28 protein-coding genes, 2 tRNA genes and 1 riboswitch are annotated in these 25972 nt (G+C 43.1%); of the genes, 28 read left to right on the top strand and 2 right to left on the bottom strand.

The window, feature by feature from the left end; translation table 11 throughout:
* Positions 1 to 16 precede the first annotated feature (16 nt).
* The 9 genes from C0979_RS04670 to C0979_RS04630 all read left to right on the top strand — a co-directional run bounded on the left by C0979_RS04670 (position 17) and on the right by C0979_RS04630 (position 12860).
* A complete protein-coding gene (locus tag C0979_RS04670; protein WP_101694918.1) occupies positions 17 to 5272 on the top strand; it encodes a family 43 glycosylhydrolase in 5256 nt (1751 codons plus the stop codon).
* 196 nt (positions 5273 to 5468) lie between these two features.
* The gene (locus C0979_RS04665; protein WP_101694917.1) at positions 5469 to 6386 is read left to right on the top strand and encodes a substrate-binding domain-containing protein; all 918 of its coding nucleotides are present in this window, start codon (positions 5469 to 5471) and stop codon (positions 6384 to 6386) included.
* A gap of 1 nt (position 6387) precedes the next feature.
* Entirely contained in the window at positions 6388 to 7263 is an 876-nt protein-coding gene (gene pstC / locus C0979_RS04660; protein ID WP_101694916.1) for a phosphate ABC transporter permease subunit PstC, read from the top strand.
* Positions 7256 to 8119: a phosphate ABC transporter permease PstA gene (gene pstA, locus C0979_RS04655; protein WP_101694915.1), complete on the top strand. Its 864-nt coding sequence runs from the start codon at positions 7256 to 7258 to the stop codon at positions 8117 to 8119. The genes pstC and pstA overlap by 8 nt, the downstream gene beginning before the upstream one ends.
* Positions 8120 to 8166: 47 nt before the next feature.
* Positions 8167 to 8916, top strand: a complete 750-nt coding sequence (pstB, locus tag C0979_RS04650; RefSeq protein WP_101694914.1) for a phosphate ABC transporter ATP-binding protein PstB — start codon at positions 8167 to 8169, stop codon at positions 8914 to 8916.
* Positions 8917 to 8919: 3 nt separating this feature from the next.
* Positions 8920 to 9573, top strand: coding sequence for a phosphate signaling complex protein PhoU (gene phoU / locus C0979_RS04645; protein WP_101694913.1), 654 nt, complete (start codon positions 8920 to 8922; stop codon positions 9571 to 9573).
* Between the two features lie 15 nt (positions 9574 to 9588).
* Positions 9589 to 10263 (top strand): response regulator transcription factor, encoded by a 675-nt coding sequence (locus C0979_RS04640; RefSeq protein WP_101694912.1) that lies wholly within the window; start codon positions 9589 to 9591, stop codon positions 10261 to 10263.
* A 61-nt stretch (positions 10264 to 10324) separates the two neighbouring features.
* Positions 10325 to 11635 (top strand): sensor histidine kinase, encoded by a 1311-nt coding sequence (locus tag C0979_RS04635; protein ID WP_101694911.1) that lies wholly within the window; start codon positions 10325 to 10327, stop codon positions 11633 to 11635.
* Positions 11636 to 11645: 10 nt separating this feature from the next.
* A complete protein-coding gene (locus C0979_RS04630) occupies positions 11646 to 12860 on the top strand; it encodes an MFS transporter (RefSeq protein ID WP_101694910.1) in 1215 nt (404 codons plus the stop codon).
* A gap of 48 nt (positions 12861 to 12908) precedes the next feature.
* Here C0979_RS04630 and C0979_RS12420 read toward each other — a convergent pair whose 3' ends face one another.
* Entirely contained in the window at positions 12909 to 13037 is a 129-nt protein-coding gene (locus tag C0979_RS12420) for a hypothetical protein (RefSeq protein ID WP_330403449.1), read from the bottom strand.
* Positions 13038 to 13180: 143 nt separating this feature from the next.
* Between C0979_RS12420 and C0979_RS04620 the strand changes: the two genes are divergently transcribed.
* The 14 genes from C0979_RS04620 to C0979_RS04570 all read left to right on the top strand — a co-directional run bounded on the left by C0979_RS04620 (position 13181) and on the right by C0979_RS04570 (position 20725).
* Entirely contained in the window at positions 13181 to 13609 is a 429-nt protein-coding gene (locus C0979_RS04620; RefSeq protein ID WP_408608325.1) for a GNAT family N-acetyltransferase, read from the top strand.
* A 156-nt stretch (positions 13610 to 13765) separates the two neighbouring features.
* Positions 13766 to 14110 (top strand): lipoprotein, encoded by a 345-nt coding sequence (locus C0979_RS04615; protein WP_101694908.1) that lies wholly within the window; start codon positions 13766 to 13768, stop codon positions 14108 to 14110.
* A 61-nt stretch (positions 14111 to 14171) separates the two neighbouring features.
* Positions 14172 to 14480: a DUF3784 domain-containing protein gene (locus C0979_RS04610; RefSeq protein WP_101694907.1), complete on the top strand. Its 309-nt coding sequence runs from the start codon at positions 14172 to 14174 to the stop codon at positions 14478 to 14480.
* Between the two features lie 30 nt (positions 14481 to 14510).
* Positions 14511 to 14888, top strand: a complete 378-nt coding sequence (locus C0979_RS04605; protein WP_101694906.1) for a translation elongation factor EF1A family protein — start codon at positions 14511 to 14513, stop codon at positions 14886 to 14888.
* A gap of 28 nt (positions 14889 to 14916) precedes the next feature.
* Positions 14917 to 15237 (top strand): TfoX/Sxy family protein, encoded by a 321-nt coding sequence (locus tag C0979_RS04600; protein WP_101694905.1) that lies wholly within the window; start codon positions 14917 to 14919, stop codon positions 15235 to 15237.
* Positions 15238 to 15343: 106 nt separating this feature from the next.
* Positions 15344 to 15652, top strand: coding sequence for a helix-turn-helix domain-containing protein (locus tag C0979_RS11965; protein WP_173814581.1), 309 nt, complete (start codon positions 15344 to 15346; stop codon positions 15650 to 15652).
* Positions 15610 to 16221 (top strand): SdpI family protein, encoded by a 612-nt coding sequence (locus tag C0979_RS04595; RefSeq protein ID WP_173814580.1) that lies wholly within the window; start codon positions 15610 to 15612, stop codon positions 16219 to 16221. The genes C0979_RS11965 and C0979_RS04595 overlap by 43 nt, the downstream gene beginning before the upstream one ends.
* A 68-nt stretch (positions 16222 to 16289) precedes the next feature.
* On the top strand, positions 16290 to 16433 hold the full coding sequence (locus C0979_RS11960; RefSeq protein ID WP_173814579.1) for a hypothetical protein: 144 nt from the start codon (positions 16290 to 16292) through the stop codon (positions 16431 to 16433).
* Between the two features lie 13 nt (positions 16434 to 16446).
* Positions 16447 to 16959, top strand: a complete 513-nt coding sequence (locus C0979_RS04590; RefSeq protein ID WP_101694904.1) for a hypothetical protein — start codon at positions 16447 to 16449, stop codon at positions 16957 to 16959.
* 198 nt (positions 16960 to 17157) lie between these two features.
* The gene (locus C0979_RS04585) at positions 17158 to 17898 is read left to right on the top strand and encodes a peptidylprolyl isomerase (RefSeq protein ID WP_101694903.1); all 741 of its coding nucleotides are present in this window, start codon (positions 17158 to 17160) and stop codon (positions 17896 to 17898) included.
* A 155-nt stretch (positions 17899 to 18053) separates the two neighbouring features.
* Entirely contained in the window at positions 18054 to 18203 is a 150-nt protein-coding gene (locus C0979_RS11955) for a hypothetical protein (protein ID WP_173814578.1), read from the top strand.
* A gap of 95 nt (positions 18204 to 18298) precedes the next feature.
* Positions 18299 to 19030 carry a DUF554 domain-containing protein gene (locus C0979_RS04580; RefSeq protein ID WP_101694902.1) on the top strand — a complete coding sequence of 244 codons (732 nt, stop codon included), beginning with the start codon at positions 18299 to 18301 and terminating at the stop codon, positions 19028 to 19030.
* A gap of 80 nt (positions 19031 to 19110) precedes the next feature.
* Positions 19111 to 19239: riboswitch (FMN riboswitch) on the top strand.
* A 151-nt stretch (positions 19240 to 19390) separates the two neighbouring features.
* The gene (locus tag C0979_RS04575; protein WP_101694901.1) at positions 19391 to 20017 is read left to right on the top strand and encodes an ECF transporter S component; all 627 of its coding nucleotides are present in this window, start codon (positions 19391 to 19393) and stop codon (positions 20015 to 20017) included.
* A gap of 24 nt (positions 20018 to 20041) precedes the next feature.
* A complete protein-coding gene (locus C0979_RS04570) occupies positions 20042 to 20725 on the top strand; it encodes a TIGR00266 family protein (protein ID WP_101694900.1) in 684 nt (227 codons plus the stop codon).
* A 24-nt stretch (positions 20726 to 20749) separates the two neighbouring features.
* On the opposite strand, the gene C0979_RS04565 is transcribed toward C0979_RS04570, so the two are convergent.
* Positions 20750 to 21394 carry a phosphate propanoyltransferase gene (locus tag C0979_RS04565; protein ID WP_101694899.1) on the bottom strand — a complete coding sequence of 215 codons (645 nt, stop codon included), beginning with the start codon at positions 21392 to 21394 and terminating at the stop codon, positions 20750 to 20752.
* Between the two features lie 213 nt (positions 21395 to 21607).
* Here C0979_RS04565 and dapF point away from each other — a divergent pair, with 213 nt between their 5' ends.
* From dapF to C0979_RS04540, 5 genes are all read left to right on the top strand, one after another.
* Positions 21608 to 22453: a diaminopimelate epimerase gene (dapF, locus tag C0979_RS04560; RefSeq protein ID WP_101695316.1), complete on the top strand. Its 846-nt coding sequence runs from the start codon at positions 21608 to 21610 to the stop codon at positions 22451 to 22453.
* A 157-nt stretch (positions 22454 to 22610) separates the two neighbouring features.
* A tRNA-Gln gene (locus C0979_RS04555) sits at positions 22611 to 22681 on the top strand.
* 54 nt (positions 22682 to 22735) lie between these two features.
* Positions 22736 to 22809, top strand: a tRNA-Pro gene (locus C0979_RS04550).
* Positions 22810 to 22895: 86 nt separating this feature from the next.
* Positions 22896 to 24242 carry an MATE family efflux transporter gene (locus tag C0979_RS04545; RefSeq protein ID WP_101694898.1) on the top strand — a complete coding sequence of 449 codons (1347 nt, stop codon included), beginning with the start codon at positions 22896 to 22898 and terminating at the stop codon, positions 24240 to 24242.
* 133 nt (positions 24243 to 24375) lie between these two features.
* Positions 24376 to 25836, top strand: a complete 1461-nt coding sequence (locus C0979_RS04540; protein ID WP_101694897.1) for a sodium-dependent transporter — start codon at positions 24376 to 24378, stop codon at positions 25834 to 25836.
* The last annotated feature ends 136 nt before the right edge of the window (positions 25837 to 25972 follow it).

The following is a 25972-nucleotide window of genomic DNA, read 5'->3' as shown; positions in this document are numbered from 1 at the left end:
AGAAAGGAGAGAGGAAATGAAAAAGGGATTTTGGAACAAGACGCTGGCGCTTGTGCTTACAGCCTCTATGGCGAGTGCATATCTGCCGGCAGATGTTCAGGCGGCAGGTAAGACGGCAAACGAGCCTTTCGCCGCATTCACGTTTGACGATGAAGCGTCCGGGTTTACGAGCGCCGGAGGAACAGTGGAAGTAAAGGGAAGCTATCGCTTGGACGACCATGCGGATAATGGGAAAGCGCTCTATCTTGATGGGAATGCTTCTAACTATCTGTCTTTGAAGAACCGAGCGGGAAAGAGCATTTTGTCCGGGAAGAATGAGATCACGATTTCTTATGATGAGAAACCGGATCGAAAGGAAACTAACTGGGCCTTCTATGCGGCTCCTAACAATGACAAGCCGGTGAATCAGAAAGAACACTATATCGGTGCATTTCATAACAATGGAAATGTGAAGGTAGAACGTTATGACAATGAAAATGGAAGACCAGCATGTCCAGATGTGACCATTGGGACAGACTGGGCGCACATTGATATCGTATTTCAGGAAAGTCAGACCGTTCTGTACGTTGACGGTGTAAAGAGAAGCGTGGTTGCCAGTGATTATCAGGTGAAGGATATTGTGGAAGATGGAGGAATCTTCTATATCGGCCGCGCAAACTGGGGAAATGGAGAAGGTTACAAAGGCTGGATCGACAATTTCACCATCTATGATAAAGCGTTAACCGATGCAGAGCTGGTCAGCGAAGAGGCGGCTAAGAAAGCGGTGGCTGACGATCAGGAAAAACTGACGCTTCCAGGAACAGTTACGGAGGATTTCACCTTGCCGTCTGTTGGAGAAAACTATTCCAACATTACATGGAAGGTGGAGGACAATAAAGCTGCTGTGATTGGCGACGACGGATATAGTGTCAAGGTTACAAGACCAAGCGGCGAAGATGCAGTTGTGGTATTTACGGCATCCATCGAAATGGCAGGACAGAAGGCAGAAAAAGAGATTCCTGTCACCGTGTCCAAGCTGATGGATCAGGGAGATTTCCTTGAGGCTGCAAAAGAGAAGCTTACCATCGTAAATGTGGATGATGTCCGGGGGAATATTTATCTTCCGGAAACGGTGGAAATTGAAGGCTCAGGAAGAAACGCTTCTGTGACTTGGAAATCCAGCGATGACAAGATTGTAACAGATCAGGAGAAAGACGGGAAACCAGCCGGTGTTGTCAGCAGACAGAAGAAAGACACCAAGGTTATTCTGACAGCAACCCTGACAGCAGACGGCAAGTCTGTAGAGAAAGAGTTTGAGCTGAAGGTAAAAAAAGCGCATAAGCAAGAAGAAATGAAGGATTATCTGTTTGCTTATTTTGTAAACAATGGGGGACCAGCAGAACAGCAGATCTTCTTTGCGTCCAGCCATGACGGCGATAACTGGATGGACTTAAATAAGAAGGAAGCTGTATTAAGCGTTGCAGATTCAGTTAGAACAGAAGAAGACATTAACAAGACTCAGAATCAGGCTGGTGTGCGTGATCCATATATGATTCGTTCACCGGAAGGCGATAAGTTCTATATTATTGCAACAGATCTTTGTATCGGAGCAAATGACATTGCAAATGGAACCGTAGATTGGGGAACTTCTCAGTTTAACGGAAGCCATTGCTTAAGAATTTGGGAGTCAACAGATCTTGTCAATTGGTCAGAACCATGGCTTGCAGAAGTAGCGCCGGAAGGAACGACCTGCGCGTGGGCGCCAGAGGCGATCTACGATGAGGCGACAGGAGAATTTGTGGTTTACTGGGCGTCTATGACAGGAAGCGTGCAGAAGGTATACGCATCCAAAACTAGAGATTTCCGTAATTTCTCAGAGCCGGAGTTGTTTATCGACAATGGCAATGATCATATTATCGATACGACGATTGTCCGGGATTCCGATGGAAACTATTATCGCGGATCAGCAGCAGGAGGAACGATTCAGCTGGAGAAATGCACCGATCAGAAATCCTGGCTCACCGATCAGTCTTCTTGGAGTAAGCAGGGAAATATTAAAGATATTACAGGATTTACCGCAGGCCTGGAAGGACCGGAATTATTTGCATACAATCAGGATGACTGGAAAGAAGTGGACGGAGAGAAAGTTGAGACATACGGACTCTTGGCAGATAACTTTGGCGGAGTCGGCTATGTACCGTTCTATACTACCGATATTGCAAATGCAAAATGGATCAAGACAGCAGACAATGATTTCAACTTTGATACGAACCATAAGAGACATGGAACCGTCATCGCGTTGACAGAGGCAGAATACAATGCAGTGATGGAGGCTTATGGGCCAAGCAAGGTGGAAGTGAAAAAGGCTCCGGATGAAACGGTTTATGAGACTGGGGCAAAGAAGCTGAATCCAAGCGGATTGGTTCTTACGGTAAGTTATGCAAATGGTAAGACGGAAGATGTTGCTTATCAGGCAGGCAGCAAGAATGAGAGACATTTTAAGTTTAGTAAAGTAGATTTCTCTGAAGTTGGAAAACAGACCGTAACTGTAACCTATGGAGAACAGAAGACCTCTTTTGAAATTGAAGTAAAAGAAGCAGAAGAGGTTGAAAGAAAGACGCTGGCGAAGTTTGATTTCAACGAAGACGGAAGCGGATTTGAGAGCGAGAATGCAAAAGCGACAGGACAGGCTTATGAACTCAAGGATAGCTGGAGCAAAGACGCTGGAAAAGCATTGTACTTAAATGGAAATAACAACAACTTCCTGAAAGTAACCGATAAGGAAGGCAAGAGTCTTCTGACAGGCATGAAGGAATTGACCATTTCCTATGAGATGAAACCAGACCGAAGCGCAACTAATTGGGTTATGTACGCGGCTCCGAATAACAACCAGACATCTTATAACAGCGAGGTGTATCTGGGAATTATGGAATTAAATGGTTCTACAAAGGTAGAGCGATATAAGAATCAGGGAAGCCGCCCATTGTGTCCGGAAACGGTAACAGGAAGTGACTGGTATCACGTAGATGTGGTGCTGACAGCTTATGAGACAATTCTCTATGTCAATGGAGTGAAGATGCAGACGGTAGAAAGCAATTATGCTCTGCCAAGCATCCTTGGAAATAACAGCATTCTTCAGATCGGAAAGGCAAACTGGACGAACAGCGGAGAATACTTCAAGGGATGGATCGACAACTTCCAGATCGAGAATAAAGCACTGACAGAGAAAGAAGTAAAGGAGATCTCCAAGGACTTTGTGGCAACCCTTCCGATGGTAAAATCGGTAACTACAGGAACTGCTCCAACCAGAGAGGAAGCACTGGAGTACAGAGGAACTGACGATCATACAGCAGTATTTACCAAAGTAGATGCCAAGAGCAAGACAATTACTCCATACATCCGGAATGAGGCTGATTTTACTAAGACGCCAGTAACCTTTGCCTTTAATGGAGAAGCAGAGATTCAGGTGGATGGAAAGACAGTAGAAAATGGAAGCACATTTGATCTTTCCAAGGATCAGAAGATTACTTTTGTAAGAAATAAGGAAAAAGAAGAGTGGACGATCAAGAAGGCCATTCCAAGCAACAACCCGGTACTGCCGGGACAGTACGCAGACCCGGATCTTGACTACTTTGACGGCAAGTTCTGGCTGTTCCCAACGACAGACGGATATCCGGGATGGAGCGGAACGAAGTTCCATGCATTCTCTTCTGACAACATGGTTGACTGGAAAGATGAAGGCATCATCATGGAGCTGAAAAATGACACCCCAGGCGTAAATGAGCAGGGCGTTCAGATCGCCGTTTCCCCGTGGGCAAAGGGCGGAAGCGCGTGGGCTCCAACCATCGAAGAGAAGGATGGAAAATACTACTTCTATTATTGTGGAAAGTTTGAAAACGGACAGTCAGCGATCGGAGTTGCAGTAGCAGATAATCCAGCAGGTCCTTATACTGATAAGGGTGAAGCGTTGATGACTGTTGATATGTGCAGAGCAGCAGGCGTAAGTATGGGACAGGCAATTGACCCATCGATCTTTACCGATGAAGATGGAACTTCTTATCTTCTGTTCGGAAATGGTGCCGCTGCAATCGCGCAGTTAAACGACGACATGATGAGCATCAAAGAAGGAACCTTAAAACAGATTAAGGGTCTGACCGATTTCCGTGAATCTATTATCGTAACAAAGAAGGATGGCAAGTATCACTGGACCTGGTCTTGTGACGATGCAAATAGTCCAAACTACCATGTAAACTACGGTGTATCTGACACACTGACGAATGCAGATGGAAGTTCATCCGTAAAACTGGTGAAAAAGAATCTTCTTGCAAGAGATGACAGCATGGGAATCTTAGGATCCGCACATCAGTCCGTACTTCATGTGAAAGATGGAAACGATCAGGATCGTTACTTTATGGCATACCACAGATTCTATACCCCAATCAATATCTTTACTTCAGGGGATGGACTTGGCGTACACCGTGAGACCTGTATCGATGAGATTACCTTTGATGAAGACGGATATATGCAGATTAAGCCGACCAACGAAGGCGTAGCTCCGGTGAAGATGACGCCGGATGAGCCGGAAGTTATCTTAAATGAGATTACAGTAAAAGCACCGGACAAGATCGAGTACAAGCAGGGTGAGGATCTGGATCTGACAGGAATGGAAGTAACGGCTCACTACAGCGATGGCAAAGAAGAAGTTCTTCCAGAGGGAAGTTATACAGTATCTGGTTATGACGCACAGCAAGTTGGCGAGCAGACCATTACGGTAACCTACGAGGGTCAAACAGCTACATTTGTTGTAACGGTGACAGAAAAATCTGACCCGGTAGATCCGGAAGTAACCTTAGATAAGATTACGGTAAAAGTACCAGAAAAGATCGAGTACAAGCAGGGTGAGAATCTGGACCTGACAGGAATGGAAGTAACAGCTCACTACAGCGATGGCAAAGAAGAAGTTCTTCCAGAGGGAAGCTATACGGTAGCTGGTTATGATGCTAATAAGGTTGGAAAGCAGACCATTACCGTAACCTACAAAGATCAGACAGCAACCTTTGATGTAACCGTAAAAGAAGTCTCTAAACCGGTAGAACCAGGAAAGCCGGATGGAGGAAATCAGGGCCAGAAACCGGGAATACCGGATGGCAAACCAGCTGGACAGGATCAGAAGCCAAACAAAGTACCGAAGACAGGCGACGCAGCAGATATGACTGTATATGTATTCGGCATGATGGCAGCGCTTGTGGCAGGCGGATGGATGCTGAAAAGCAGAAGAAAAGAACAGGAATAGAGAAGGAAACAGAAGTTTCTAGAAGATGAGAAAGAGAACTCACGCGGCGAAGAGCTGTGTGAGTTCTCTTTTTTAAAACCTTACATGGCTTAACTTAGATTTAACATTCCGGTGATTTCAGATTTTACATTCCTTCGATATGATAAGTCCTGTGAAGAAGAGATACAGAATATTGAAACAAAAGGAGATTAAAGGTATGAAATTGAAAAAGTTTATTGCAACACTGGCAGTAGTTGGAATGGTAGCTGGAATGGCAGTTGGATGTGGAAGTAAGGAAGAAACTGCGAAAGCAGATAATGGAGAAAAGACAGAGAGCACAAGTGACTGGGATTCTTCTATGGATATCACAATCGTGTCCCGTGAGGATGGATCTGGTACAAGAGGAGCGTTCATCGAGCTTTTTGGAGTAGAAGAGAAGAAAGACGGCGAGAAGGTGGATATGACAACGGAAGAAGCGCAGATCACCAATAGCACTTCCGTAATGATGACAACGGTAGCCGGAGATGAGTATGCAATCGGTTATGTTTCTCTTGGATCTTTAGATGAGAGTGTAAAGGCGCTGAAGATTGATGGAGCAGAGGCGACTGCTGAGAACATTAAGAACGATACATACAAAGTGTCCAGACCATTTAATATTGTAACGAAAAAAGGTTCTGAAAATGAAGTGGCAAAGGATTTTGTGAGCTACATTATGAGCAAAGAAGGACAGCAGGTAGTTTCTGACAATGGCTACATTGGTGATGATTCTGCAGCAGCTTATGCAGGAAGCAAGCCGGCAGGAAAGATTGTGGTAGGTGGTTCCTCTTCTGTTTCTCCGGTTATGGAAAAATTAATCGAAGCTTACAAAGAAGTGAATCCGGATGCAGAAATCGAACTGCAGACAACTGATTCCACCACAGGTGTGACATCTACGATTGACGGAAGCTATGATATCGGTATGGCATCTCGAGAGCTGAAAGACGAAGAGACAGCAGAGGTTGAAGGACAGGTGATGGCTACAGATGGTATCGCAGTAATCGTAAACAAAGCAAATACAACCGATGAACTTTCCAGTGAACAGGTAAAAACAATTTACACTGGAGAGGCTCTGACTTGGGATGAGGTAGTAAAATAATATGAACAAAAAGGCGTGGACAGAAAAGTTCATGCAGGGAGTGTTCTTCATTGCCGCCTGTGCTTCGGTACTGGCGGTAGCTCTCATTTGTATCTTTTTATTTGCAAATGGGATCCCTGCTATGAAAGAAATCGGATTTGGGGAATTTCTAAGTGGAGAAATGTGGAAACCGAAAAATGAGATTTTCGGGATTCTGCCTATGATTGTAGGAAGTTTATACGTAACAGCGGGGGCGATTATCTTTGGTGTTCCAATCGGAATTTTGACAGCTGTTTTTATGGCGTATTACTGCCCAAAGAAAATCTATAAGCCGCTGAAGGCGGCAACAGAACTTCTGGCGGGAATCCCGTCAGTAGTTTATGGTTTCTTTGGACTGGTGGTGATTGTACCTTTGATCCGTACATTGGGACGGGATCTAGGATTCGGCGGAAATGGAAGCAGTATCCTGACCGCATCTCTGCTTCTGGGAATGATGATTCTTCCAACAATTATTGGATTGACGGAATCTTCCATTCGTGCGGTACCGGAGCAGTATTATGAGGGGGCAGTTGCGCTTGGAGCAACTCACGAAAGGGCGATCTTCCGGGTTGTTATACCGGCAGCAAAGTCTGGCGTGATTGCAGCGATTGTCTTGGGAATCGGCCGTGCTATTGGAGAGACGATGGCGGTTATTATGGTGGCGGGTAATCAGGCACGACTGCCGCAAGGAATTTTCCGAGGAGTACGTACGCTGACAGCCAATATTGTAATTGAGATGGGATATGCGACTGGACTTCACAGAGAAGCGTTGATCGCAACGGGAGTAGTACTTTTTGTGTTCATCTTGATTATCAACTTCAGTGTAGCGCTGCTAAAGAGGAGGACGACTCATGAGTAAAAATCAAAGAAATATTGGACAGAAATTAAAATCTTATAAGCGAACCCCTTTTTCTTTTCTGATGATGCTTTTGGTAATGTTGTCAGCAGTGATCACGTTTGCGGTATTAATTTTTTTGATTGCTTATGTCTTGATTAATGGTGTGCCGTACTTGAAACCATCATTATTTTCTTTCACTTATACATCTGAAAATGCATCTTTAATGCCGGCGCTTATCAATACAATTATTATGACTTTATTGTCTCTGGTGATCGCGGTTCCTTTTGGAATATTTTCAGCCATCTTTTTGGTGGAATATGCAAAGAGAGGTAATAAATTCGTAGAGGTTATCCGGCTGACGACGGAGACACTGCAGGGAATCCCGTCTATTGTATATGGATTGTTTGGAATGTTGTTTTTCGTATCTACATACGGATGGGGATTTTCTATTTTGGCAGGAGCATTTACCTTGTCTATTATGGTGCTTCCATTAATTATGAGAAGTACGGAAGAGGCGTTAAAGGCGGTGCCGGATTCTTACAGAGAAGGAAGCTTTGGCCTCGGGGCAGGAAAGCTTCGTACCGTGTTTCGGATTGTATTGCCGTCTGCAATTCCGGGTATTTTGGCGGGAGTGATCCTGGCGGTGGGAAGAATTGTCGGAGAGACAGCGGCTCTGATTTACACAGCAGGAACGGTGGCAGATATTCCAAACAGCGTTCTGGATTCGGGAAGAACGCTGGCGGTTCATATGTATAATCTGGCAAGCGAAGGCTTGTATATGGATCAGGCATATGCAACGGCGGTAATTCTGCTTGTGCTGGTAGTGGGAATCAATACCTTGTCAGGATTTCTGGCAAAGAAACTGACAAAAGCGTAGAAAAGAAGAGTATAAGAGGATAAGAAGAATATAAGAGAGGATAGAACATGAGTAAGATTAGTATCAAGGATATGAATCTCCATTACGGGGATTTTCATGCTCTGAAAAATGTGAATCTTGAGATAGAGGAAAACAAAATTACGGCATTTATTGGTCCGTCAGGATGTGGAAAGTCCACGCTTCTAAAATCCATCAATCGGATGAATGATCTGGTAGAGGGGTGTCGGATTGAAGGAGAACTTCAGCTTGACGGGGAAGATATTTATAAGGATATTGATGTGAACTTGCTTCGCAGAAGGGTGGGAATGGTATTCCAGAAGCCAAATCCATTTCCTATGAGCATCTATGACAATATTGCATTCGGACCGAGAACCCATGGAATTCATTCCAAGGCAAAGCTAGATGATATTGTGGAGAAATCTTTGCGGGACGCAGCAATTTGGGAAGAATGTAAAGATCGTTTGAAAAAGAGTGCGCTTGGAATGTCCGGCGGGCAGCAGCAGAGACTATGCATTGCTCGTGCACTTGCGGTTCAGCCGGAAGTTCTTTTGATGGATGAACCAACTTCGGCGTTGGATCCTATTTCCACGTCGAAGATTGAAGATCTTGCGATGGAACTGAAAAAAGATTATACTATCGTTATGGTAACCCACAACATGCAGCAGGCTGTACGTGTATCGGATAACACCGCCTTTTTCCTGCTTGGTGAAGTCATCGAGTATAACGATACGGAGAAATTGTTCTCCATACCGTCAGACAAACGGACAGAAGATTATATTACAGGGAGGTTTGGTTAAGATATGCGTAATAAATTTGATATGCAGCTTGAGTGTCTCAGCGAACAGCTGATTCATATGGGAGAATTGTGTGAAGTTGCCATTAACCGGGCAACCACAGCGCTTCAGCATGGAAGTATGGAAGAGGCGAAGGAGGTCATTCGGGCAGATGAAGAGATTGACCAGATGGAGAAGGACATTGAGCGTCTGTGCCTGAAGCTTCTACTTCAGCAACAGCCTGTGGCAAGAGATTTAAGACAGATTTCTGCGGCTCTTAAGATGATTACAGACATGGAGAGAATCGGAGATCAGGCATCTGACATTGCCGAGATTATTATTTCTGAAAAGAAGTCAGAAGGAGCTGAGATTCCGAAGATTGGGAAGATGTCAGAGGCAGTAGCAAAGATGGTCAGAGACAGTGTGACTGCTTATGTGAAGAGAGATTTGGAATTGTCCAGGAAGGTGATGGAGGCCGATGATGCGGTAGACCAGCTTTTTGAAGAGAATAAGCGGGATTTGATTGCTTTTATTGCACAGAATAAAGGGGATGCAGGGCGCGAAATCATTGACCTTATCATGGTGGCCAAATATCTGGAGCGAATCGGAGATCATGCGACCAACATTGCAGAGTGGGTAGAATTTTCAATTACCGGTATTCACAAAGAAAGTCAGGTATAAGGAGACGAAGAATTCATGATATTTTGTGTAGAAGATGACAGTAATATCCGGGAACTGGTAGTTTATACATTGGAAAGCACGGGCTTTAAAGCCCGTGGCTTTGAAGAAGGAAAATCTTTTCTAGAAGCTTTGGCTCTTGAGACGCCAGAGCTTATTTTGCTTGATATTATGCTTCCGGGGATGGATGGAATGGAGTTACTTAGAAAGTTAAAAGGATCAGCCAAGACAAGAGAGATTCCCGTGATTATGGTGACCGCTAAGGGCGCGGAATATGATAAAGTCATGGGATTGGACGCAGGAGCAGACGACTATGTGACAAAGCCATTTGGAATGATGGAACTGGTGTCCAGAGTGAAGGCTGTGCTTCGCAGAAGCAATCGGGAACATCCGCACAAGGACAACACCATTGTGGTTGGTGAGATTGAGATTGATACGAAGAAGCATGAGGTGACAGTTGCAGGAGAAGTGATCAATCTGACCTTGAAAGAGTACGAACTTTTAAAGCGTTTGATGAAGAATACGAATATTGTGCTGACGAGGGATCAGCTTCTAGAGGATATCTGGGGATATGACTTTGATGGAGAGACCCGAACAGTAGACGTGCATGTGCGGACTCTGCGCCAGAAACTGGGAAGTGCCGGCGAACACATTGAGACGGTCCGGGGTGTGGGCTATAGAATGGGGCAGTAGAGAAGATAATAAGGAAGCAAGAGAGAAGCGAGAAGGAAGCGAGAAGGAGTAGGATCGGCAGATGAGAAAAAAGATACAGCGCAGCATGATTCTGGTGATTGCAACGACACTGGTGATCACTTATGCAATTACGACATTTGTGATCTATAGACAGACCATGGGAATTATGGAGGATGAGATCCGGCAGGAAGCGGACTATATCATCGAGGCGGTTAAAATTTCCGGAGAACGATATCTGGAAGATTTGGATGCTGTAAGACGGAATACTCGTGTGACACTGATTGCGAGTGATGGAGATGTGAAATATGATTCTAAAGAAGACGATGTCACGTTGGAAAACCACAAGGATCGTCCGGAGGTAAAACAGGCAATCAAATCAGGGAGTGGTCAGTATGTCAGAAGATCAGATACGCTGGATGAGGAAATGTTCTATTATGCAAAGCGGCTTCCGAATGGAGATATTTTAAGGGTGTCTAAGACTGTCAATACGGCATACCACACGGCGATGGCAATTCTTCCGCTGATGGGGTTGATTGCCGGAGTTATGCTGGTTGTAGCGTGGCTTTTGGCTAAATGGCAGGTAGAGCGCCTGATTCGTCCGATCAATGAGCTTCAGTTGGAACATCCATTGGATAATGATGTGTATGAGGAGTTGACGCCATTGCTTGAGAGTATTGATAAGCAGAATAGAGAGAAAGATGCAATCGCAAATATGCGGAAAGAATTCTCTGCAAATGTATCCCATGAGTTAAAGACGCCACTGACGTCTATTTCCGGTTATGCAGAAATTATGAAAAATGGGTTAGTAAAGCCAGAAGACATGAAGATGTTTTCAGAGCGCATTTATAATGAGGCAAAACGCTTGATTTCATTGGTGGAAGATATCATCAAGCTGTCAAAGTTAGACGAAGGTAAGGTGGAAAATGAAAAAGAAGATGTAGATCTCTATGACCTAACCAGGGAGATTGCCAGTCGTTTGGCGCCTCAGGCGGAAGAGATGAACGTTCACATCGAAGTGACGGGGGAATCTGTACTTTATCATGGAGTTCGTCCGATATTGGATGAAATGATTTATAACATTTGTGAAAACGGAATTAAGTATAATAACCGGGGTGGAAGTATCAGCATATGGGTTGGCAGTACCCTGAAAGGTAAGAAAGTGATCGTAACAGATACAGGAATCGGAATCCCGGAGGATCAGCAGGAACGAATCTTTGAGCGGTTCTATCGGGTGGATAAAAGTCATTCCAAGGCGACCGGAGGCACAGGACTTGGTTTGTCCATTGTGAAACACGGCGCCATGATTCACGGCGCATCCATAAGGGTGGAAAGTAAAGTGGGAAAAGGAACGAAGATGGAGCTGACATTTTAAAGGAACCACAATGATAAAACAAAAGAATTATAAAAAAACTTTAGCAGCTTGTTATCTTGGCTTTGTTACCCAAGCGATCACTGCTAATTTTACGCCACTTTTATTTTTGACATTTGTAAATACTTACGGAGTTACGTTTGAAAAGATTGCGATGATACCATTAGTGTTTTATTTGACGCAGCTCCTTATCGATTTTGCAGCCACTAAATTTGCTGATAAAATTGGATATCGTACTTGTGTCGTTGCGTCACAAGTGTTATCGGCTATAGGACTTTTGCTAATGGCGCTTTTGCCGGAATTACTTTCTGCACCATTTATAGGGATTCTGATTTCGGTAGTGCTTTATGCCATTGGAAGTGGACTGATCGAAGTTTTAGTCAGTCCGATTGTTGAAGCTTGTCCTTTTGAAAATAAGGATGGAGTGATGAGTTTGCTTCATTCTTTTTATTGCTGGGGTGCAATGGGGGTTGTTTTAGGCTCCACACTCTTTTTTGCTCTGTTTGGAATAGAAAAATGGAAAGTACTCGTTTTTATTTGGGCATTAGTGCCATTATATAACGCATTTAATTTTATGAACTGTCCTATAGAACGCCTGGTAGAAGACGGTAAGAGTATGGGGATTAGAGAATTGTTGAAAACTCCGATATTTTGGTTGATGATATTACTTATGGTATGTTCGGGGGCATCAGAAGCGACGATGGCTCAATGGGCATCGGCATTTACCGAATCTGCGATCGGAGTATCCAAGACGGTTGGAGATTTGGCAGCGCCGTGCTTGTTCGCAATGTTTATGGGGGTATCGCGTGTTTTATATGGAAAGTTCAGCCAGAAGCTTGATTTGACCAAGGTTATGCTTGCTTGCGGGACGATGTGTGTCGGGTGTTATTTGTTAGCTTCCTTGTCCACGCTGCCAATCCTTGGACTTGTAGGCTGCGCTCTTTGCGGTTTGGGTGTCGGTGTTATGTGGCCGGGATCTATCAGTATATCTTCGCAGAGGTGTCCGAGAGGGGGAACTGCAATGTTTGCATTCTTAGCATTAGCCGGTGATTTGGGTGCGATGGTAAGTCCTACGATGGTAGGCGGCCTTTCTGAAATGGCAGGTGGTAATCTTAAAACGGGACTATTTGTGGCTACAATGTTTCCGCTTATTCTTGTTGTGGGATTACTGATACTAAGGAAATTGGTTAGAAATGCGTGGAATAGAGAATTGATAATAGATAAATAAGTCAGAAAGCAGGTCGTTTGTTCAAGACCTGCTTTCTGTATTTGGTGGTTATCGCTTTAATTGAAGTCCATCTTTAAAAGCTTCGCCAACTCTTTCGGTTACTTTGTAATATCCATGCGTATAAGGATCAAAGGCAATGGCATTTACCAGTGACATATCAATCGTATCACCGTTCATGACGCTTTCATCTGCGATGCTGACTGTAAAAGCTTTTCGTTCTTTAATGTTTTTGACGGTTTTGTGAGACTCGGTATTTTTCTCATACAAGATCCCTCACTTTTCAGTTTGTATTGATACCTTTTGTGTTCTTATATATAATTATAAAAAATACACGAAAAAATACAAGTGCCATCTTAGCTCTAATATCTGGCAAGCATAATGATAAAATAAACATAATAGACAACGGAAAATTTGAAGATTGGAGACTAAAAATGAAAGCAAACTTAGAAAAAAAGAGAACTTATGAAAAAATTAGTTTGTTTATTGCAATGAGCCTTGTAGGCTTTGGGGACATCGATAAAACAGGCTACCTTGACCGCCTATTTGTTCATGCCGATTATCAAAGAAAAGGTATTGCAACTGCTATTTGCAATCAACTGGAGCAAGCTGTTCAAGGAAATATTACTACTGACGCTTCTATTACGGCGAAGCCTTTTTTTGAAAAAAGAGATTATAAGATTGTTAAGGAACAGCAGGTAGAACGACAAGGAATTTTTCTTACAAACTATATGATGATAAAAGAAAGATAATTTCCAGTTTACGGTGTTAATCGAGAAATGTTATTTATATTCCAGTAGCAATTCTTGGTATTGCTTTAATTTTAATTGGCTTTTTCAAGGATAAATCTAAATAACAAAAATCCATCTTGTAGAATTGGAAAACAAGAAGTTGCGGAGGTGTTGAGCATGAAGAAGATAATTGTCTTTGCAATTAGTATACTATATGTTTTTTCACTGGTAGGGTGTGGTGAGCCAAAAAATAATGAGGTTAAGAAAACAATAGAAGGCAATATGAAAACATATTGCGAGATGGAAGATGGAACGTGGAATTGCAATGATATTGCTTATAAATATCGCCTTGAGATAAAAGGAAGAATGCCGAATGCGGTTTGCGATTCAGTATTCGTATACCTTAGCAACATAGAAAATATTTCATTTGAACAGGCATGGAAGGCAAGTGGGCTCAGTAGTCATATGGCGGATTATTTTGATGTTGACGATGCAGTTTTAGTTGAGATGAATAATGAGTAGCAAGTTCCGGTAGTGGGGAGGTTTGAAATAGACAAATCGAAAGTTGTAAAGGAGGTTCCACATGATTGGGATTATTATTCTTACAGTTATATTCGCAATAATGGGTATAATGTTTGCTTTTGGGAAAGGCGGTTTTCTTATTGCAGGATATAACACTGCCAATGATGAAGATAAAGCAAAGTATGATGAAAGAAAGTTGAATAGATGTTTTTCTATTTTTTGCTTTGGAATAGCACTAGTAATTGGAATAACAGGATATATTGATACGGAAGCATTTGCTGTTCATGTGGGGTTGCCGTGTATTATAATGTTGGTGATTTTTATTTTTGTTACTTCCAACACATATTGCAAAAAGAGAAAAAAGCAATAGTCAACTTTGAAGTTGTAAAGGAGAAATATTATGGGATTATTTGGTAAAAGCAAAAAAGAACGAGAAAAAGAATATATGAACAGATTAGATGTTCCATCGTGTTTAAAAGAAGATTTTGAATTGATTATTGATGATGTATTTACAATTATGGGGGTTGGAACAGTTGCCGTAGGAAACATATTAATAGGGATGTGCAGAGAAGGAGAAAATGCGTGTATTTATAAAGCAAATGGAGATGTCTTAGAAACTAGAATTACTACTGTCGATGTACATACAAAAGAACGAAAAGCAAATGGTTGTGGATATAAAACAGAGCATGTTGGACTTGGGTTACGAGGAATTTCCAAGGAACAATTAGAAAAAGGCGATAAAGTAATTGTAAAGAATGCCAATATGTATGGAATGTAATTACAATTTCAAATTTTGAGGTGAAGTCATGGCGTCAAGTAAGGAATATTTGGAATTTATTTTAGGGCAGTTATCTGGATTAGATGAAATTACATATCGAGCTATGATGGGAGAATTTATTATCTATTATCGAGGTAAGATTGTAGGTGGTATCTATGATGATAGATTGCTTGTTAAACCGGTAAAATCAGCAATTAGTTATATGCCAACAGCTTTGTATGAATTACCTTATGAGGGAGCAAAAGAAATGTTGTTGGTAGATGAAATAGATAATAAAGAGTTTTTGACAGGATTGTTTAATGCTATGTATGAGGATCTGCCAAGTCCAAAGCCGAAAAAGAAGAAATAAACAAATAGAAATTTAGTACAGTAATGACAGATGTTAATTTGCGTTGCTTGTGGTAACGGTTGTTTTGATTTTTAATAGTTGTATCAAAACAAAGGAGGCACAGGTTATGTTAAACGAAAATATTAGAAATTTACGAAAAGCAAAAGGGCTTTCGCAAGAAGAGTTGGCTATAAAACTTAATGTAGTAAGGCAAACAATATCTAAGTGGGAAAAAGGATTATCGGTTCCTGATGCAGGTGTTCTCATTCACATGGCGGAATTACTGGATGTGTCTGTTGGCAGTCTTTTGGACATTGAAACAGACAGCAGTGACAATCTGAATTTGTCTGAAGAATTGGAACAGTTGAATGAGCAGCTGGCAAAGAAAAACAGATGGGAAAAACTAGTTATGCAGGCGGGGAAAAAAGAGAATTGATCTTATTCCTTTCGATTGCCGCTATGCTGATTGCTTTGATTGTAAAAAATGAAATAGTGTCCATTCTGCTTGTAGGTGCATGTATGCTTGCGGCAGTCATCATCTTGTATCGTAACTTAGCCTTACTTACCAGCATAACGACAGATGATTTGAAAATAGGCATTTTGCGCACTACGACCATTTTCAATATTCTTGTTTTAGCAATAGGAATAATCTTTGCGATTTTAGTAGCGTTTGATATCTTTACATTTTCAGAAAACGGAGAAAAGATGTTTGCAATGGCGTTGGTGTCCTGCGTGATGATTTTCGCAGGTATTATATCTCCGAAACTGCCATACAGCAGACATACTGGGTTGCGTTTGCCGTGGACAATATGTGACGAGGATACATGGAATATTGCGCATAGCATTTTAGGCTATATCTCACTTCCGATTGCTCTACTCTATATCACTTGCGCTTTGACGATTTCCAATTTTGAAATTGTTACCATCTGTGCAATGGCGGCATGGGTTGGTATTCCGGGTGTGGTTTCTTATCTATTCTCTAAAAAGAAAATGAGTGGGAAATAAATTATAGAAAAATCCCAGTTTTGTTTGACTAAAAAATAAATATAAAACGTGAATTTTAGGAGGGAAATATGGTTGAGAATTATTTGGATATAGTTGCTGTCTTGGTAATATTTTTTTGCCTTGGCATTTTATTATCAAGATTAGGTGGTATTGGTGGAATTATTATAAAAATTAAAAGAATGGTTTCCAGATTAAGGGGAGATAGAGACTAAGAGAACACGCAAAATGGAGATTAGAATGAAATACAGAATAGTAATTCCTGAGTCAAAAGAGCAGTTTTTGTATTTAATTAATCAAACTACAAAAGAGTTAAATATACAAAATCAAGCGTATAGAAAAACGATATTAGCAAGCTATGATAAAGAAAACAATGTTTTGGCAGTAAGTTGTGCGGCGGGAAGTATGAATGGCGGTGGCTGGGAACAGTTTCGGGCAACCGTAGAAAGCCATGATGATAGCGTTGTTTTGGAAGGTGAATTCATGGTTTTGCCATATATAAAAAGAGGAGCTCAAATATTTTTGATTGCCATGTTAATAATAGGGTTCCTTTTTTCTAAGGGAGATCCGTTTTTGTTAGGAGAAATATTAATAATATTTGTTCTCCCGCTACTTTTGCTTTATAAAAGCTTACAAAAAATAGTTGGAAATGAAGAAGGGCGGCAATTGGTTTTGCGTTATTTTGAAAACGATTTAAATGGAGAAGTAGAAGTGATAGGAAGAAAAAATAGAGAGGATTGAAGGTATGTTTGGGCTTAAGAAAAGAAGCCGCTTTTGATACGGAGCAGGGACGCCGGCTATAAGGACTCCGTGGGGTGATACAAGATTAGCAGGAAGCGCGATTACAGATTAGCCAGGAACGTGCTTACAGACGAACTTTACAAAATTAAGTAGTGTCGCGTATAATAGACACATTAACAGGAAAAGGAGAACAGTAACATGAGTGATAAAGTGTTGGCAAAAGTAGCAGGAAGAGAGATTACAGAGGCAGAATTTCATGCATATCTGCAGGGAATCCCAAGAGAGCAGCAGGCATATGCTGCAAATCCGCAGTATCGGGATCAGTATTTGGATCAGTTGATTTCTCTTCATATGTTTGCGCAGTTTGGCGAGGATGAGAAGCTTGATGAAACAGAAGAGTACAAGACTATTTTGGAGAGCGCTAAGCGTGATATTCTGGCGCAGCTTGCAATGCGCAATACGTTGAAGAAAGTACAGGTGACAGAGGACGAGATCAAGGATTATTACGAAGCGAATCCGAAGAAGTTTGAAAAAGGTGCCACCGTATCTGCAAAACATATTTTGGTAGAGACAGAAGAAGCATGCAAGGACGTTCTGGCACAGATTGAGAGCGGTGCAAAGACTTTTGAGGACGCAGCAAAAGAATATTCTACCTGCCCGTCCAAAGAGCGCGGCGGAGACCTCGGAGAGTTTGGAAGAGGGCAGATGGTGAAAGAATTTGAAGACGCAGCATTTGCGGCTGAGATTGGTCAGATCGTAGGACCGGTAAAGACACAGTTTGGAGCGCATTTGATCAAGGTGGAGAAGAAACAGGATTCTTCCAAGGCAGCATTTGATGAGGTGAGAGCTCAGATCTATCAGCAGTTAATGGCGGAAAAGCAGAATGATGCCTATACAGCAAAGGTGGAAGAGCTGAAAGGAAAATATCTAGAGAAATAGAACAGGATATGGTAGATGTAAATGATCGGGCGAAAGCCTATATGCAGATAAACGGATGGAGCCACATTGTTCTGAATGTGGAGGAGATCACTAGCTGATGTGCGGCTCCGCATAAGGAGATTTCGGTAAGTTTTACCGAAGAGGATGAAGAAGCCATGACCTTGAAGGGCTTCCTGGTGGATCAAAGCGAATTGGGAAATGTATATTATCCGGCGGAAGGGATCAAGATTTCAGGCCCCATTGTCGTGAAATATGTGGAATATCCGTGGATTACCTGTTTTGAAGTGGAGGGAATTACATTTTGACATTTGGGGAAAATCTTCTATAATAGAAAAGAATGTGCCTTGGCACATGGCAGGTATCGTCAGAGAGGAATGGCGGATAGAGGAGGAAACAAAAAATGCCAATTGGTGTAATTGTAAACGGTCTTTCGGTGGCCATCGGCGGAATGATTGGTGCGCTGGTGGGCGGAAGGCTTAAGCAGGAGTTTAAGGATAATCTGAATCTGGTCTTTGGAATCTGTTCTATGAGTATGGGAATCAGCAGCATCGTCTTGATGGAAAATATGCCGGCAGTCGTATTTGCTGTGATTATCGGGACGGCGCTTGGCTTATGGATCCATCTAGGGGAGCGGATCAACAGAGGCGCAGGCTGGATGGAGCAGGGAGTAGCCAAATGGTTCCCGTCTAAGAAAAGTAATATGGAAAAACAGGAATTTACGGCAACGCTGGTAACGGTAATTGTGTTGTTCTGTGCGTCGGGTACAGGGATCTATGGATCCATTATTTCAGGGATGACAGGAGATCACAGCATTCTGATGGCGAAGTCTATCTTGGATCTGTTTACAGCGCTTATCTTTGCGTGCAGTTTAGGAATGGTGGTGTCGGTGATTGCCATTCCGCAGATGGTCATTTTCCTGATTCTGTTTTTCTGTGCAGGAATCATTTATCCCATGTGTACGCCTGCTATGATTGCAGATTTCAAGGCGTGCGGCGGTTTTATTATGCTGGCTACGGGATTTCGGATGGTGAAGCTTCGGATGTTCCCGATTGCGGATATGATTCCGGGGATGATTCTGGTGATGCCGGCAAGCTGGCTGTGGGTGAATTATATTCTGCCACTGGTAAGTTAAGGAAATTTTACCGTCAGTAAGTTAAGAAAAATGCTTGAATATTCGTTTCGGAAGGTATACAATAAAAAAGAATAAAGAAAAAAATTCTTCGGGGTCGGGTGAAAGTCCCAACCGGCGGTATAGTCCGCGACCTGTCGCTTTCGTTGAGCGGCGGCTGATCTGGTGAGATTCCAGAACCGACAGTACAGTCTGGATGAGAGAAGAACTGAGTGGTTGTTACGAAAGCAATAAGATCCCGATATAGTTCTATATCGGGATTTTCTTTTGCTTTATGGGAAAATTTATTCCTAGTAAACCAAAAATCTTTTAACAGAAGAATTTCTTTCTTTAAGATAAAATTTATCAAAAGGAGAAAGAAACATGAACACAAACGTAATGATGAAAGAACAGATCAAAACCAAAACACGGGTAAAAACAATGGTGCAGATTGCAATGCTTTCTGCGATTGCGGTAGTATTAATGCTGTTTGAGATTCCGCTTCCATTTGCTCCGGCATTTTACCAGATTGATTTTAGTGAGGTTCCGGTTCTGGTTGGTTGTTTTGCGATGGGTCCGGCAGCGGGAGCAGCGATAGAGTTTTTGAAGATTCTTCTGAATTTTGCAATTAACGGAACAGTGACAGCTGGAGTTGGAGAAGTGGCTAATTTTTTAATTGGCTGTGCGCTTGTAATTCCAGCAGGACTGATTTATCAGCGGAAACGAACCCGACAAAGAGCGGTGACAGGAATGTTGGTTGGAACGGTGTTAATGACGGCAGCAGGCTGTGTGCTGAATGCTTATGTATTGCTTCCTGCTTATGCGAAAGCGTTTGGAATGCCAATGGAAGTGTTGGTAGAGATGGGGAGCAAGATCAATGGATCTATTACTAATCTTTTTACTTTCGTGATGTTTGCAGTGGCGCCGTTTAATCTGCTGAAAGGCATTGTGGTATCTATGATCGTATTTATTATTTACAAGAAGATAAGTCCGGTCTTTAAGATGAGATAAGAAAAGGAACAGGAGGAAACGAAAATGAGGTATCAGATTCAAGGAGAGACGCTGCCGGTTGTGATCTGCCATCTGGAAGCGGGCGAGCGTATGATTACCGAAGGAGGAAGCATGTCTTGGATGTCTCCGAATATGCTGATGGAGACGAGTACGAATGGAGGCTTAGGCAAGGCGCTGGGAAGAATGTTTTCCGGAGAGCGTATGTTTCAGAACATCTATACGGCGCAGGGGGGACCGGGGATGATTGCATTTGCGTCCAGTTTTCCGGGTTCTGTCAAGGCCTTTGAGATCGCGCCGGGACAGGAAATGATTTTCCAGAAAAGTGCATTTTTGGCAGGAGAAGCTGGTGTGGAGCTGAGTATTTCGTTTAGTAAGAGATTTAGTGCGGGTCTGTTTGGCGGGGAAGGATTTATATTACAGAAAGCCAGCGGCCGTGGAATTGTGTTTGCAGAATTTGACGGTCACGTGGTGGAATATGTGCTTCAGCCGGGGCAGCAGATTGTGGTAGACACGGGACATTTGGCAGCGATGACGGCAGGATGTAATATGGAGATCCGCAGTGTGCCGGGAGTTAAGAATATGCTGTTTGGCGGAGAAGGTGTGTTTAATACTGTAATTACAGGTCCTGGAAAAGTTTGGCTTCAGACGATGCCGATCAGTAATGTGGCAGGTGTGTTAATACCGTATCTCCCATCTTCAGGAGCGTAAATGAGAAAACGGGATTCACAGAGATTAAAGTCTGTGAATCCCGTTTTGCAGTTCTTCCGCCCATTTTTGAAGATTGTAAGTTCTTCCGCCGAATAATTTCAAGATGACCCCGGTGGGGTGGTTGTCATTGGCAAACGCATTTGCCTCGTCGGTATCAACGTGCATGGCCAGCGCATAATCGGGACTGACCCGGACAATCACGTCGGCGTAAATCAGAGAACGCTCGAAACTCTCCATGATGACAAAGACTTCATCGTTGTCTTTGACATTCATCTGAATCGCCTGAACGGGCGTCATATGGATGTGACGTTTGGCTACGATTACGCCATGATCAATGGTCAGAGAACCATTGGGACCGATCAGAGTACAGCCGGGAGATCCGGCAGTGTCTCCGGATTGCCGAATAACACCGGGAATTCCAAGCTTACGGGAATCGGTCATGGAGATTTCAAGCTGTGTTTCCTTTCGGAATGGACCTAAGATGGCAACGTTTTCAAAGGAGCCTTTCGGTCCCTGGATGGTTAACCGCTCTTGGGCAACAAATTGTCCCGGCTGGCTTAAATCTGCCTTGTAAGTAAGTTCGGCGCCTGTTCCGAATAAGGCCTCAAAATCAGACCGACACATATGAATGTGGCGGGCGCTGGTTTCAATTGGAATTGCAAGCCCCATGTGATGTTCCTCCTTTAAAGCTGGCATGAAACTTTTGTTTCTGTTATTGTTTTAATATTTTACCAAATCAACGTGAAAAATTCAAATAGAATCGTAAGAAATAAAGCAGTCAGTGTTCCTTCGTTGACAAGGAGCGGGTTATTCATTATAATTCCGGTAACAACACCAATAGAATAAGACTAAAAAATAGAGAAACAGCGAGGGATGAAAAGAATGAAATTTACGAAAATGCACGGGCTTGGAAATGATTATGTCTATGTGAACTGTTTTAAGGAAACGGTAGAAAATCCATCGGAGGTGGCAAAATATGTAAGTGACAGGCATACAGGAATTGGCTCTGACGGATTGATTATGATATGCCCGTCCAGTCAGGCGGATTTTGAGATGCAGATGTATAATGCAGACGGCTCCAGGGGAGAGATGTGTGGAAATGGAATTCGCTGTGTGGGAAAATATGTTTATGATTATGGATTGACAGATCAGACCAGTATTTCGGTGGAGACGCTGGGAGGGATTAAATATCTGGATCTTAATGTTGTGGAAGGAAAAGTAGCCTCTGTTAAGGTAAATATGGGACATCCTGGATTGAAAGCGTGTGAGATTCCTATCATCATGGATGAAGGAAGAGAGCAGGATCCGGTAATTCTGTCTCCAATCGAAGTGAGAGGTCAAACGTATCAGATGACGGGCGTTTCTATGGGAAATCCACATACAGTTGTGTATTTGGAGAATGTACAGGGAATGGCGATTGAAGAGATTGGGCCGGCATTTGAACAGCATGAGCGTTTTCCAAATCGAATTAATACAGAGTTTGCACGGGTATTGGATCGGCGTACGGTAGAAATGCGTGTCTGGGAGAGAGGCTCCGGCGAGACGATGGCATGTGGAACCGGTGCATGTGCGGTTGCCGTAGCGAGCATTCTAAATAATTATACAGAAAATCAGGTGACAGTTAGACTGTTAGGAGGAGATCTGGAGATTGAATGGGATCGAGAGGCGGATATTGTCTATATGACGGGACCGGCTACGACCGTATTCGATGGAGAAATCGAGATTTAATCAGCATGGTAAAACTGCCAGGAAACAGCGCGAAAACAGTGCTTGGGAAAAAAGTTGAAAAAATTTTAAAAAAATTCAAAAAAGTACTTGATTTATTTTTTTTCTTTGCTATAATATAACATGTTCGCTGAACAAAACAGAGAACAAAAGCAGATGTTGCGGATTGGTGTAATGGCAGCACAGCAGACTCTGACTCTGTTAGTAGAGGTTCGAGTCCTCTATCCGTAGTTCCTTGGCAGGGGCGCCGAATGCCTGAGAATCAGGCATTCGGTCATGTTTTATCGGAGTGTGGCTCAGCTTGGTAGAGCGCTACGTTCGGGACGTAGAGGTCGCGTGTTCGAATCACGTCACTCCGACTTCGCTGAGGGCGGAGATGTTGAGAGGTTACAGAAATGTAATCTCTCTTTTTTTATGTATTTAAAAGATATAGGATGAAGATGGTATGAATGGGCAAAAGTTTTACAAAAATTTCTTTTCAATTTATATAACGCTGGTGTTGCAGAATGTAATCACACTTAGCGTAAATCTGGCGGATAATCTGATGCTGGGTTCGTATAGCGAGACGGCGCTTGCTGGTGTGGCGGCAGTCAATCAGATTCAATTTGTATATCAGCAGATTATTCTGGCACTGGGGGACGGGCTGGTAATCTTCTGCAGTCAGTACTGGGGAAAGCGGCGGATTGATCCGATGAAAAAGATTAGTTCGGCGGCAATGCGGGCGGCGCTTGTAGCCGCAGTGGTTTTGTTCGCGGCGGTAAGCATTTTTCCATATGAAGCTGTTCGGATCTTTACGGAAGACGTTCCGATTATTGAGGAGGGAGTTGGGTATCTTGGAATTGTTCGATTTACCTATCTCTTCTTTGCGGTGACGCAGATCCTGTTGGCTTCGATGCGAAGTGTAGAGTCAGTGAAGATTGCGTTTCGTCTGTCGGTGATGACGCTTCTTGTAAATTGCGGGATTAATTATGGATTGATCTTCGGGCATTTTGGCGCTCCTTGCATGGGAGCCAAAGGCGCGGCAGTGGGAACTTTAGTTGCCAGAGTTTTAGAGTGTGTGGTTCTGATCTGGTATGTGATTAAAAAGGATGAAAAGTTAAGATTACGCTTGAAAGATTATCTCTCAACAGACAAAGTTCTGGTGTGGGATTATATTAAGATTGTAGTGCCGATCTTGATTGTGCAGGGGCTGTGGGGAGTGAATACAGCGCTTCAGACGGTAATTCTTGGTCATATGACGGCTGCCGCCATTGCGGCAAACAGTGCTGCTGCCACTTTGTTTCTGGTAGTGAAATCTGCGGCAGTGGGGGCGTCTTCGACGGCGTCAGTGCTGATCGGAAAAACGATTGGAACCGGAGATATGGGGCTGGTGAAACGATATGCGAAAAAATTGCAATGCTTATTTGTGTTGATTGGCGTGGTGTCTGGGATCTTTTTGTTTTTTATTCGAATTCCAGTATTAGGACTTTATGATTTGCAGCCGGAAACGAAGGAAATGGCAAATGCATTTCTGGTGATTTTGAGTGTGATCTGCGTGGGAATGTCCTATCAGATGCCTACCAATAATGGGATTATTCGGGGCGGCGGAAGTGCGATGTTTGTGGTGAAAATGGATTTGATCAGCATTTGGATGCTTGTGATTCCGTTGTCATTTTTTCTGGCATTTGTGGTAAAGGCATCTCCGGCAGTGGTGGTCTGTTGTTTGAATTCGGATCAGATTTTTAAGTGTATTCCGGCATTTGTCAAATGTAATTATGGAAAGTGGATTCACAAGCTTACGAGGGATGCTTAAGTATAGAAGAGGGAAGATGCGGCTGATATGAAAGATGTAAGGTTGCATTTTTATACGGTAATAGGTTATAATAGCAAAGTCTAGTTGCAGATGTGGGGGAGAGTGACCGACGAAAGAGAATGGAGGAAATGAGATGAAGAGAGAAAAATTCGGATCAAGGCTTGGATTCATTTTGGTATCAGCCGGATGTGCAATTGGAATCGGAAATGTGTGGAAGTTCCCATATCTTTGCGGAGAATTGGGCGGAGCTGCATTTATTCTGATTTATCTGATATTTTTGTTGATTATGGGAATTCCGGTTTTGGTGTGTGAGTTTGCCATTGGACGCGGAAGCCGTTACAGTGTGGCAGCAGGGTTTGAGGAACTGGAGCCCAAAGGAAGCAGGTGGCATCATACCAAATGGATCGGTATTATCGGAAGTTATCTTTTGATGATGTTTTACACGACAGTTGGCGGTTGGATGATGTATTATTGTTTCCGTTCTGTGAGAGGCGATTTTGTAGGAGCTACGCCGGATGCGGTAGAGGCTGGGTTTGCGGATATGCTGGGAAGTCCGGGGACGCTGACGATGTGGACCGTATTGATCTGTGTAATTGGATTTGCGGTATGCTGGTTTGGAATTCAAAAAGGAATTGAGCGGATGTCGAAAGTAATGATGACGGCGCTGCTTTTGATTATGGTGGTGTTGGCTGTACGTTCATTCTTCCTGGATGGTGCGGGAGAAGGAATCCGCTTCTATCTGGTGCCGGATTTTGCGAAGATGCAGCAGACCGGAATTGGAAATGTAATTTTTGGAGCCATGAGTCAGGCATTCTTTACATTGTCCATCGGTATTGGAGCCATGATGATTTTTGGAAGCTATATGAGTAAGGACAGAAGTCTGGCTGGCGAAGCAATCAGCATTACCTGTCTGGATACTTTTGTGGCGTTAATGGCTGGATTTATTATTATCCCGGCGTGCTTTGCGTTTGGGATTGAGCCGGGGGCAGGACCGAGCCTTATTTTCATCACTATTCCAAATATATTTGCGCAGATGGCAGGCGGACAGTTTTGGGGAGCATTGTTCTTCCTGTTCCTGACATTTGCTGCGTTTACGACAATCGTAGCTGTATTTGAAAATATTATTTCATTTGATATGGATCTGTTTGGCTGGTCCAGAAATAAGAGTGTGCTGGTAAGTGTAGTTCTGATCATTGTTTTGAGTATGCCATGCGTACTTGGCTTCAATGTGCTGGCTGGCTGGGAGCCGGTGGGCGCCGGAAGCACCATCATGGATCTGGAAGACTTTATCGTATCTAATAACTTGCTTCCACTTGGAAGTCTTGGATATCTTCTGTTCTGTACAAGAAAGAATGGATGGGGATGGGATAACTTCCTGGCAGAAGTGAATGCGGGGAATGGAATTAAGTTCCCGAAAGGAATCCGCTGGTATGTTGGCTATGTGATTCCGGTTATTATTATGATTATTTATTTGAAAGGGTACTACGACAAATTTGTAGGAGAAGGACCGGCGATGTTGGCCGGCTGGATGGCAGTGGCAGTGCTGCTTTTGGGATTCGTATTATATTGTGCGTTTGCTAAGAAGAAAGCGTAGCGTCAATCGGGGACGGAGGTTTTTTCAAAAAACCTCCGTCCCCGATTGTGTTTCACCCTGTCCCCTCTCAAAAAAATAACTGTCTTGTCACATGTAAAGCGAGGTGCTATAATAGGAGCAATGTGAATCTGAGAAA

This window comes from Dorea phocaeensis (genome assembly GCF_900240315.1).
Classification (GTDB): Bacteria; Bacillota; Clostridia; order Lachnospirales; family Lachnospiraceae; genus Dorea_B; species Dorea_B phocaeensis.
The sequence above is the reverse complement of the archived record's forward strand: the minus strand, read 5'-3'. Positions and strand labels throughout refer to the sequence as shown.

What these genes read in the sequence shown, in the direction of transcription:
- C0979_RS04670 (WP_101694918.1), top strand. Translation starts at nt 17, where the DNA reads ATGAAAAAGGGATTTTGGAACAAGACGCTGGCGCTTGTGCTTACAGCC.
- C0979_RS04665 (WP_101694917.1), top strand. Translation starts at nt 5,469, where the DNA reads ATGAAATTGAAAAAGTTTATTGCAACACTGGCAGTAGTTGGAATGGTA.
- pstC (WP_101694916.1), top strand. Translation starts at nt 6,388, where the DNA reads ATGAACAAAAAGGCGTGGACAGAAAAGTTCATGCAGGGAGTGTTCTTC.
- pstA (WP_101694915.1), top strand. Translation starts at nt 7,256, where the DNA reads ATGAGTAAAAATCAAAGAAATATTGGACAGAAATTAAAATCTTATAAG.
- pstB (WP_101694914.1), top strand. Translation starts at nt 8,167, where the DNA reads ATGAGTAAGATTAGTATCAAGGATATGAATCTCCATTACGGGGATTTT.
- phoU (WP_101694913.1), top strand. Translation starts at nt 8,920, where the DNA reads ATGCGTAATAAATTTGATATGCAGCTTGAGTGTCTCAGCGAACAGCTG.
- C0979_RS04640 (WP_101694912.1), top strand. Translation starts at nt 9,589, where the DNA reads ATGATATTTTGTGTAGAAGATGACAGTAATATCCGGGAACTGGTAGTT.
- C0979_RS04635 (WP_101694911.1), top strand. Translation starts at nt 10,325, where the DNA reads ATGAGAAAAAAGATACAGCGCAGCATGATTCTGGTGATTGCAACGACA.
- C0979_RS04630 (WP_101694910.1), top strand. Translation starts at nt 11,646, where the DNA reads ATGATAAAACAAAAGAATTATAAAAAAACTTTAGCAGCTTGTTATCTT.
- C0979_RS12420 (WP_330403449.1), bottom strand. Translation starts at nt 13,037, where the DNA reads ATGAACGGTGATACGATTGATATGTCACTGGTAAATGCCATTGCCTTT.
- C0979_RS04615 (WP_101694908.1), top strand. Translation starts at nt 13,766, where the DNA reads ATGAAGAAGATAATTGTCTTTGCAATTAGTATACTATATGTTTTTTCA.
- C0979_RS04610 (WP_101694907.1), top strand. Translation starts at nt 14,172, where the DNA reads ATGATTGGGATTATTATTCTTACAGTTATATTCGCAATAATGGGTATA.
- C0979_RS04605 (WP_101694906.1), top strand. Translation starts at nt 14,511, where the DNA reads ATGGGATTATTTGGTAAAAGCAAAAAAGAACGAGAAAAAGAATATATG.
- C0979_RS04600 (WP_101694905.1), top strand. Translation starts at nt 14,917, where the DNA reads ATGGCGTCAAGTAAGGAATATTTGGAATTTATTTTAGGGCAGTTATCT.
- C0979_RS11965 (WP_173814581.1), top strand. Translation starts at nt 15,344, where the DNA reads ATGTTAAACGAAAATATTAGAAATTTACGAAAAGCAAAAGGGCTTTCG.
- C0979_RS04595 (WP_173814580.1), top strand. Translation starts at nt 15,610, where the DNA reads ATGGGAAAAACTAGTTATGCAGGCGGGGAAAAAAGAGAATTGATCTTA.
- C0979_RS11960 (WP_173814579.1), top strand. Translation starts at nt 16,290, where the DNA reads ATGGTTGAGAATTATTTGGATATAGTTGCTGTCTTGGTAATATTTTTT.
- C0979_RS04590 (WP_101694904.1), top strand. Translation starts at nt 16,447, where the DNA reads ATGGAGATTAGAATGAAATACAGAATAGTAATTCCTGAGTCAAAAGAG.
- C0979_RS04585 (WP_101694903.1), top strand. Translation starts at nt 17,158, where the DNA reads ATGAGTGATAAAGTGTTGGCAAAAGTAGCAGGAAGAGAGATTACAGAG.
- C0979_RS11955 (WP_173814578.1), top strand. Translation starts at nt 18,054, where the DNA reads ATGACCTTGAAGGGCTTCCTGGTGGATCAAAGCGAATTGGGAAATGTA.
- C0979_RS04580 (WP_101694902.1), top strand. Translation starts at nt 18,299, where the DNA reads ATGCCAATTGGTGTAATTGTAAACGGTCTTTCGGTGGCCATCGGCGGA.
- C0979_RS04575 (WP_101694901.1), top strand. Translation starts at nt 19,391, where the DNA reads ATGAACACAAACGTAATGATGAAAGAACAGATCAAAACCAAAACACGG.
- C0979_RS04570 (WP_101694900.1), top strand. Translation starts at nt 20,042, where the DNA reads ATGAGGTATCAGATTCAAGGAGAGACGCTGCCGGTTGTGATCTGCCAT.
- C0979_RS04565 (WP_101694899.1), bottom strand. Translation starts at nt 21,394, where the DNA reads ATGGGGCTTGCAATTCCAATTGAAACCAGCGCCCGCCACATTCATATG.
- dapF (WP_101695316.1), top strand. Translation starts at nt 21,608, where the DNA reads ATGAAATTTACGAAAATGCACGGGCTTGGAAATGATTATGTCTATGTG.
- C0979_RS04545 (WP_101694898.1), top strand. Translation starts at nt 22,896, where the DNA reads ATGAATGGGCAAAAGTTTTACAAAAATTTCTTTTCAATTTATATAACG.
- C0979_RS04540 (WP_101694897.1), top strand. Translation starts at nt 24,376, where the DNA reads ATGAAGAGAGAAAAATTCGGATCAAGGCTTGGATTCATTTTGGTATCA.